Raw genomic sequence first — 337 nt, 5'->3', positions numbered from 1 at the left:
GTTCGGCGCCGGTCACCTCGCTCAGCCCGAGGTACTTGACCTTGCCCGCCTGTACGAGCTCGGCCATCGCGCCGACCGACTCGGCCAGCGGGACCGACGGGACGCGCCGGTGCATGTAGTAGAGGTCGATGACATCGACACCGAGGCGGCGCAGGCTGTCCTCGACGGCCGTGCGGATGTACGCCGGGTCGTTGCGCAGGCCCCGGTAGTGCGGGTCGTCGGTCCGCTCCAGGGCGAACTTGGTCGCGAGGGTGATCTCGTCCCGGTGCGCGGCGACGAAGGGCGCGAGGAACTCCTCGTTGGCACCGCGGCCGTACGCGTCGGCGGTGTCGATGAG

The 337-nt window shown here is 70.6% G+C and carries 1 protein-coding gene; it reads right to left on the bottom strand.

The features are described 5' to 3' along the window. The coding region (locus J0695_RS43510) for an aldo/keto reductase (protein ID WP_206970313.1) at nucleotides 1–337 on the bottom strand (337 nt) is incomplete at both ends.

This window comes from Streptomyces beijiangensis (assembly GCF_017315755.1).
Lineage (GTDB): Bacteria > Actinomycetota > Actinomycetes > Streptomycetales > Streptomycetaceae > Streptomyces > Streptomyces beijiangensis.
Note: the sequence above shows the minus strand (reverse complement) of the source record. Positions and strands in the feature narration are given on the sequence as shown.